Raw genomic sequence first — 6667 nt, 5'->3', positions numbered from 1 at the left:
TCGTTCCTGGCCTTCGCCCATTGCGCTGCTACTTTCGTTTGGTTACTCTGATTGTCAACACGCCCTAGCTAAAAATCAGCGAAAACCTGTCTAAACTTGTTAACATCGCTCTTGTGTTGGGTATATATGGTTTTCATTGAGGTAGTATAAATTCGGCCAGATATAGAAATCAATCTCGGCTGGCCTAAACGCAAAAAAGCCTCAAAAACTGCATCTGCGAACAGATTTACAGCTTTTGAGGCTTGTTTTGGTTAGCGCTTTTAACGCTTCCTAGTACCCAGAGCCGGGGTACTGAGAACCACTTCACTTACGGCCCTAACTTTCTTATTTACTGTCCATTCACTCCGCTTTTCAGAGTGGTCGGTAAAGTCTTGGTGTCAGCATTGGTGTCAACAGCCCAATCAGCCGTTTTCACCCACTAGTTTCACGTCATAACGCGACGCCACATCCAGCAGAATATTGCGCAGCTGCTGCGAGTCGTGGGCCAGCATTTCCAGCAGCACGAGCATCCGGTCAAACGTTTCGTTGGTATTGGCCGGGATGCTGCGCGAGAGCAGCGCCTGCACCTGCCACAACTCCTTCAGCTCCTTCTGCGGCAAAATGAACGGGTCGTAGTACCGGTTGTCCGACAGCAGCTCAATCGGCTCATTCTTCTTCACCGGGCCGCGCAGGCGCTTGACCATAATCCGGTCTTCCGCTACCACCACGTATACGTGCTTGGGTTGAATCAAATCCAGCCTCTCGGTGAACGTCGCAATGACTAGGTCGCCCTGGCTAATGGTCGGCTGCATACTGTCGCCCGACACCTCGAAGGCCCGCACCGTCTTGCCTTTGTAACCGGGGATGCTAATCGTATCGAGATTCTGCATCACCGCTTCCATATTCCGCGCTACCAGGTAGCCAGCTTCTGCCTTAGGCGTCACGATGCTGATTCGCTCCTCGCCGTTCTCGTCCACGGTCACGGCGTACGGCAGCCCGTCATACTCATCCCGCTGCTTCGCCGCCGGTGCCGACGCCTCCGCAGAACGAAGCATCGGCTCGTCGCCGCGCATCAGCCACTCGGCCCGCAGGTCCGGGTAGTTATCCAGAATGTCCATTAAAGTTTCGTAGCCGGGCTTCGATTTATTCTGCACCAGTTTATACAACTTTTGTGGACCTTCATAGCCTAAGTTCTTAGCTAACTGGTAAGCTGACAGGCCGTAGTGCTGCATTAGAGCGCTTATACGGTCGCCAACGAGTGAGTTTTGTTCCACTTTTTTTGCTGTTAGCGTGTAAACTTTTTTTGCTTATTTCGACTTACGTCTTCAGTTTTGTACGTAAGGCGTCTAAACAAAGATACTAAACAGCAAACAAAATGGAACATCTGGCAAAGATTATTTCGGAGCTGCGGGCCACCTTGCCCAAACGCAACGACTACGCCCGCCGCACGGTTGAACTGCTGGCTTCGCAGGGTAAATCCTACTCCAAGCAGCAGGTCTACAACGTGCTCAGCGGCCGCTACCTCAACACCGACGTGGCCGAGGCCTTTATCAGCGTAGTCGAAATCGAGCGCAAGCGGATTGCGGCCCTCGGCGCCCGTGCCACCAAAGCAGCCGCCCTCTAGCCATGCAGCACGCCATCCTGGTTTCCGAACAAGAGTGGCATCAGTTGCTGTCCGATGTACAAGCGCTGAAAGCCGCCCGCCCCGCGCCTCCGCCACCCGCTCCCGACCGCATCCTGAAGGTGCGCGAAGCCGCCGCTTACCTGCGCCTGACCCCCGAAGGCCTGCGCAAAGCCCGCCGCCAGGGCCGCTTGGCCGGCGTCCGCATCAACGAGAAGGAGTGGGGCTTCCGTCAATCGGAGCTGGCCCGCTACCTGACGCGCTACCACCGCCAGCCCGCCGACGGCGGCGAGTCGCCTACGCAGTTGGCCCCCGCCGCCTAGCTGCTTCATCCGATTACACCCGCTGGCTTCGGCGGCTTGCTTCCCGCTGCCTAGGCCCGGCATCAGCCTATCGTTTCATGTCCCAGCTACTCCCCATTGTTGGCCCCGACAATCCCGAAGTTCATTCCATCATCAAGGTGCAGAAGGCCAAGCTCAAAGACCAGCACCTGAGCTGCGAATTCACCGAGCAGCGCAGCGAGGACGCGCCCCCGCGCAGCTTCGCCCTGACGTGCGCCGAGCAGGTGCATCCCGACTTGCCGCACACCTTCAGCCGCCTGGTGCCACACCTCTGCCTGCTCACCGAGCAGCTGACCGAAACGCCCGACTACTGGCCCAGCGACGACGAGGAGCTACCCGTCTGCTTCGCTTCGTTCACCGTCACCGGCTTCTCCATGGGCAAAAACCAAGGCGGCGTCACGCTCATCGGCCAACGCGAGCTGACCGGCGGCCGCGTGCTCAACCTGACCACGCCCTACCAATCCTTCGACGAGGAGCAAAGCAGCTACCCCTACGCTGGCCTGCTCGAAGCCACCCTCGCCACTGCCTTAACCGAAGTAGAAGCCGCCCTCCGCGGCAAATGCACCGAGTACCGCCAGCTCGATTTGTTCGAGGACAACCACGCCGCGCCCGCGCAGCTAAGCGCCGCCCCGCAGTAGCATGAAGGCCCCCGCGTTTATGTTCTACACGGGTGACTTCCTCAGCTCGCCCGATGTGCAGATTATGGAAGCCCACGAGGTGGGGGCCTATTGCCTGTTGTTGTTCAACGCCTGGCAGTCGGACCGCCCCGGCTACCTGCCCAACGACGAGGGCCGGCTCCGGCGTACCGCCCGCCTCACCACGGCGCAGTGGTCCGACAGCCGCGAGCTGCTGCTCAGCAAGTTTCCCCAAGCGCCCGACAACGCCGCCCTGCGTTACAACCCGCGCCTAGCCGCCGAGGCCTGCAAACAGCTCCAGCACCGCGAGCAGAAAGCCCGCGCCGGCAAAGCTTCCGCCGCCAAACGAGCCACGCAGCCAACACCTGTTGCCGCCAGCGCAACACCCGTTGAACACGTGTTGCCCAAAGACCACGCCGCATCAGCTGCTGCACGGCCCATTGCAACGGATGTTGGCCCTACGTCAACAGGTGCTCAACCTGCAGCCAACACCCGTTCCGCCAAAGGTCAACAGAAGGACAACCTTTCATCTTCACTTTCAAATCTCTCTACACTACGTTCCGAGAGAGAAGCGGCCGGCGCCGCTTCCGCGCCCGCCCAAGCCTCCACTTCGTCTGCCAAACGCCCCACCAAAACCAGTTCCCCGGCGCTGGCCGAAGTGCAGGCCTACGCCGCCGAGCAGCACCCCGACCACGCCGAAGCCCAGACCGAAGCCGCCGCCTTTTTCGACCACTTCGAAAGCAACGGCTGGCGCGTCGGTGGCAAAACGCCCATGGCCAACTGGCGGGCCGCTTTCCGCAACTGGATGCGCCGCCGCCCCCAGTTCCAAGCCGCCGGCTCCGCCAAGCTCGCCGCCACCCCCACCCGGGCCCGTACCGCCCCCCGTCCACCTGACCCCAACCGCTGGCGCTAATCCGTTATGAAAACCACTGCCACCACCCGCCCTAGACCTGCGGCCCAACCGCCAGCACCAAGCGCCGACGTTCCGCCCCAAGCCCTGGACCTGGAAAAAGCCGTACTCGGCGCCGCCTTGCTCGAAGCCGAAGCCCAGCGCACCTTGCTGGCCACGCTACCCGACGAGCAGGTATTCTACCACCAGCACCACCAGTTTGTCTATCTGGCCATCCGCGACCTGGTCGCCGCCGGCCACCCCGCCGACCTGCTCACGGTAGTCGAGCAGCTGCGCCACCGCGGCACGCTGCAGCGCATCGGCGGCCCCGCCTTCGTCGCCGGTCTCACCTACAACATCCATTCCGCCGCCCACCTAGAAGCCCACTGCCGCATCCTGCAGCAGCACCACGCCCGCCGCGTGCTCATCCGCGCCGGCCGCGAGCTGGCCGCCTACGGCTACGACTCCACCCGCGACCCGCTGCAGCTGCTCACCGATGCTCAAGCCTACTTCACCTCCCTGCACCGCAGCCTCGAAACCCGCGCTGGCCAAACCGCCGTCGCAGCTTTCGATGCCGCTTTTGCCCACCTGACCCACGCCGTGCAGCACCGCGGCACCACCGGCGTGCCCACCGGCCTCAGCCAGCTCGACGGCCTCACCGGCGGCTGGCAACCGTCCGACCTCGTCATCCTGGCTGCCCGGCCCGCCATGGGCAAAACCGCCGCGCTGCTGCACTTCGCCCGCACCGCTGCCCTCGACCACGGCGTGCCCACTGCCGTGTTCAGCCTCGAAATGCCCACGCTGCAGCTCATGCAACGCCTCATCGCCAGCGAAGTACCCGGCTACACCAACGCCGAGCTGCGCCGCGGCGAGCTGCCCGGTGGCCTCGAGCAGGTGCAGCACATCCAGCAGCAAGCCCAGCGCCTGCGCACCCAAGGCCACCTGCTGCACTTTGACGACACGCCCGCCCTGAGCATCCAGCAGCTGCGCGCCAAGTGCGCCCGCCTGCACGCTCAACAGCCGCTCGGCCTGGTGCTGGTCGACTACATCCAGCTCCTGCACGGCGACAAGAAAGGCAACCGCGAACAGGAAGTCAGCAGCATCAGCCGCGGCCTGAAGGAGCTGGCCAAGGAGCTGAACACACCCGTCATTGCCCTCTCCCAGCTCAGCCGCGACGTGGAGAAAAGGGGAGGGGACAAGCGCCCCTTGCTGAGCGACCTGCGCGAGTCCGGCTCCCTGGAGCAGGACGCCGACTGCATCATCTTCCTCTGGCGCGGCGAGTACTACGACATCCGCGAGTACGACGACGGCACCCCCACCGCCGACACCGTGCTCTTCGACGTAGCCAAGCATCGCAACGGTCCCACCGACGAGGTCATCACCGGCTGCAGCCTGCGCCGTGGAGTGTTTATTGACTAATGAGCCGCTTTTAGTAAAAACTATAATTTAAATAAAAACAAAACAACAAATTGATGACTAATTTATTAGAATATTTTTGCTTTGATAGGCGGGTGCTGTCAGGAATACAACAAACCGCAGTAGCAAGAAAATTACATCTTGCTACTGCGGTTTAGTATTTAAATCAGTTGGATTCAGGAATCTGCTGACTTACGCTATCGGTTTTTGCTTATTACTTAAGGATCTTAAATGCTCTCTGCTTTGACGATATAAGTTCTCGATAGTTCTTTTTACAGCTTCGCGGGACATTATTTCAGTTACTTTTTCAACAAAGTTGTCTTTCTCAATTCCCTCGTCCTTAATCTGATCTATCTCGCAGTAAATATCCACTGGGAATCTGCCAGTGTGCCTTCCTTCAAGTACTGCTATGATTTTTCTTTTGAAGTTGCCTAAATGAGGGGCGACAACATATAAAGAATAGACAGCGACTGGTATAGGAGGCTCCTGGCCTAAAACTGAGTCAATAGCATATAACTCCATTTTTAAAACTCCTTCTGTAAGTTTGCTCAGCAATTCAGCCTGGGGGGCAAGTAGGTCGTAAGCAGATTCATCAGGCTGTTCTGTGAAATCGATTTTTTCCCAAATGTTATTTTGGTTCATTTTTTAGGTGTTTATACGAAGTATTATTGGAAGGTGATCTGAGAATTTGGCGCTGTCGGGCCGGCCATATTTTCCAGCTGTCAAGTCCGATGTGTGTATTTTTTTAATAATATCAACACACGGTAATGTCAAATAGTCTTTTAATGAAGGGCGTATGATGACTTGATCATACATGTTCCATTCATGTGAGACATGACCTGATGTTCGATAATAATGTGTTCCTGGCGTTTTTTTTGAATCGCCAAAGAAATTCCACATCGGATTATAAAAATACCTATAATGCTCCTTATTTATTTCTCTCCCTTTAGGGTTATCTGAAGCGTAATCTAAATCAGAAACTGCATTTAATCCATTAGCTGCGACCATGCCATCTTCGAAAGGATTCATATTAAAGTCTCCTATAACTACTGTATTAATGCATTTAGTTTCTTTTTCAATCAATTGTATATCCCTTGATAAGTTCACGCACTCTAGAGCTTGGCTAGATGCAGGCCAATCGACTTTAGATGGAAAATGAACAGATATCAAATTTAATTCGATTATTGAAGGTAGATTTATATAGTGTGCAGCCCATCTTGGGGACGGGTAAAGTCCGCCTTTGTCTTCGAATACAGATAAATCGTAAAAAGATATAATAGAAACCTTTTCCTTGCTCGACAAAACATGATTGTAAGTTAATCCTGTTATATCGAATATTTGTTTTATAATAGAAAGTATCAATTGATTTCTTGATTCAGCTAAGCAAATTATGTCTATATCTCTTTCAAGAATAAATTGAACAATGGTATCAGTAATGTCTTTTTGTTCATCTGCGGTTTTTTTTTTATCTTCTTTAGATGCGATGTTCCAGAATGCAATGTTCATAGATCTGTTCTTTGAAAGCAAACATAACGTAGAAATTATACATATTCTATTATAAATTATAAATAAGATTTAACGTATTGACCTTGTGCTGAATAAAAAATCAATAGATAGGCGCGTAGTTTGATCGTAGCGTGCAATGATCTTTATCGGCCTCACAAAAAGGCTGGAAGCGCCGGTCCGTTAATTATATGAGCCTGAGCATTCAAACTTACGCTTTAGAGCGTGTTTGGGAATTGGTTGGGGGCTAAAGAAAAACGAGCCAGTAAGTTGCAGGCGGAGT

The 6667-nt window shown here is 55.2% G+C and carries 8 protein-coding genes; 5 read left to right on the top strand and 3 right to left on the bottom strand.

Translation table 11 applies throughout. From position 1 onward, the window contains the following. Positions 1-401: 401 nt before the first annotated feature. Positions 402-1133, bottom strand: a complete 732-nt coding sequence (locus ABD903_RS17900) for a S24 family peptidase (RefSeq protein ID WP_345226601.1) — start codon at positions 1131-1133, stop codon at positions 402-404. Between the two features lie 221 nt (positions 1134-1354). Here ABD903_RS17900 and ABD903_RS17895 point away from each other — a divergent pair, with 221 nt between their 5' ends. The 5 genes from ABD903_RS17895 to dnaB all read left to right on the top strand — a co-directional run bounded on the left by ABD903_RS17895 (position 1355) and on the right by dnaB (position 4884). Further along, positions 1355-1603 carry a hypothetical protein gene (locus ABD903_RS17895; RefSeq protein ID WP_345226600.1) on the top strand — a complete coding sequence of 83 codons (249 nt, stop codon included), beginning with the start codon at positions 1355-1357 and terminating at the stop codon, positions 1601-1603. Between the two features lie 2 nt (positions 1604-1605). After that, positions 1606-1923 carry a helix-turn-helix domain-containing protein gene (locus ABD903_RS17890; protein ID WP_345226599.1) on the top strand — a complete coding sequence of 106 codons (318 nt, stop codon included), beginning with the start codon at positions 1606-1608 and terminating at the stop codon, positions 1921-1923. Positions 1924-2000: 77 nt separating this feature from the next. Continuing rightward, positions 2001-2579, top strand: coding sequence for a hypothetical protein (locus ABD903_RS17885; protein ID WP_345226597.1), 579 nt, complete (start codon positions 2001-2003; stop codon positions 2577-2579). A gap of 1 nt (position 2580) precedes the next feature. Further along, positions 2581-3489, top strand: coding sequence for a DUF1376 domain-containing protein (locus ABD903_RS17880; protein ID WP_345226595.1), 909 nt, complete (start codon positions 2581-2583; stop codon positions 3487-3489). Between the two features lie 6 nt (positions 3490-3495). Further along, entirely contained in the window at positions 3496-4884 is a 1389-nt protein-coding gene (dnaB, locus tag ABD903_RS17875; RefSeq protein ID WP_345226593.1) for a replicative DNA helicase, read from the top strand. A 189-nt stretch (positions 4885-5073) separates the two neighbouring features. Here the strand turns inward: dnaB and ABD903_RS17870 are convergent, their stop codons facing one another. Beyond that, complete coding sequence (locus tag ABD903_RS17870) at positions 5074-5523, bottom strand: hypothetical protein (protein ID WP_345226591.1); 450 nt, start codon at positions 5521-5523, stop codon at positions 5074-5076. 3 nt (positions 5524-5526) lie between these two features. Then, positions 5527-6387, bottom strand: coding sequence for an endonuclease/exonuclease/phosphatase family protein (locus tag ABD903_RS17865; RefSeq protein ID WP_345226589.1), 861 nt, complete (start codon positions 6385-6387; stop codon positions 5527-5529). Positions 6388-6667: the final 280 nt, after the last annotated feature.

The sequence above is a fragment of the Hymenobacter koreensis genome, assembly GCF_039541855.1.
Classification (GTDB): Bacteria; Bacteroidota; Bacteroidia; order Cytophagales; family Hymenobacteraceae; genus Solirubrum; species Solirubrum koreensis.
This window is presented reverse-complemented; position numbering and strand designations above follow the sequence as displayed.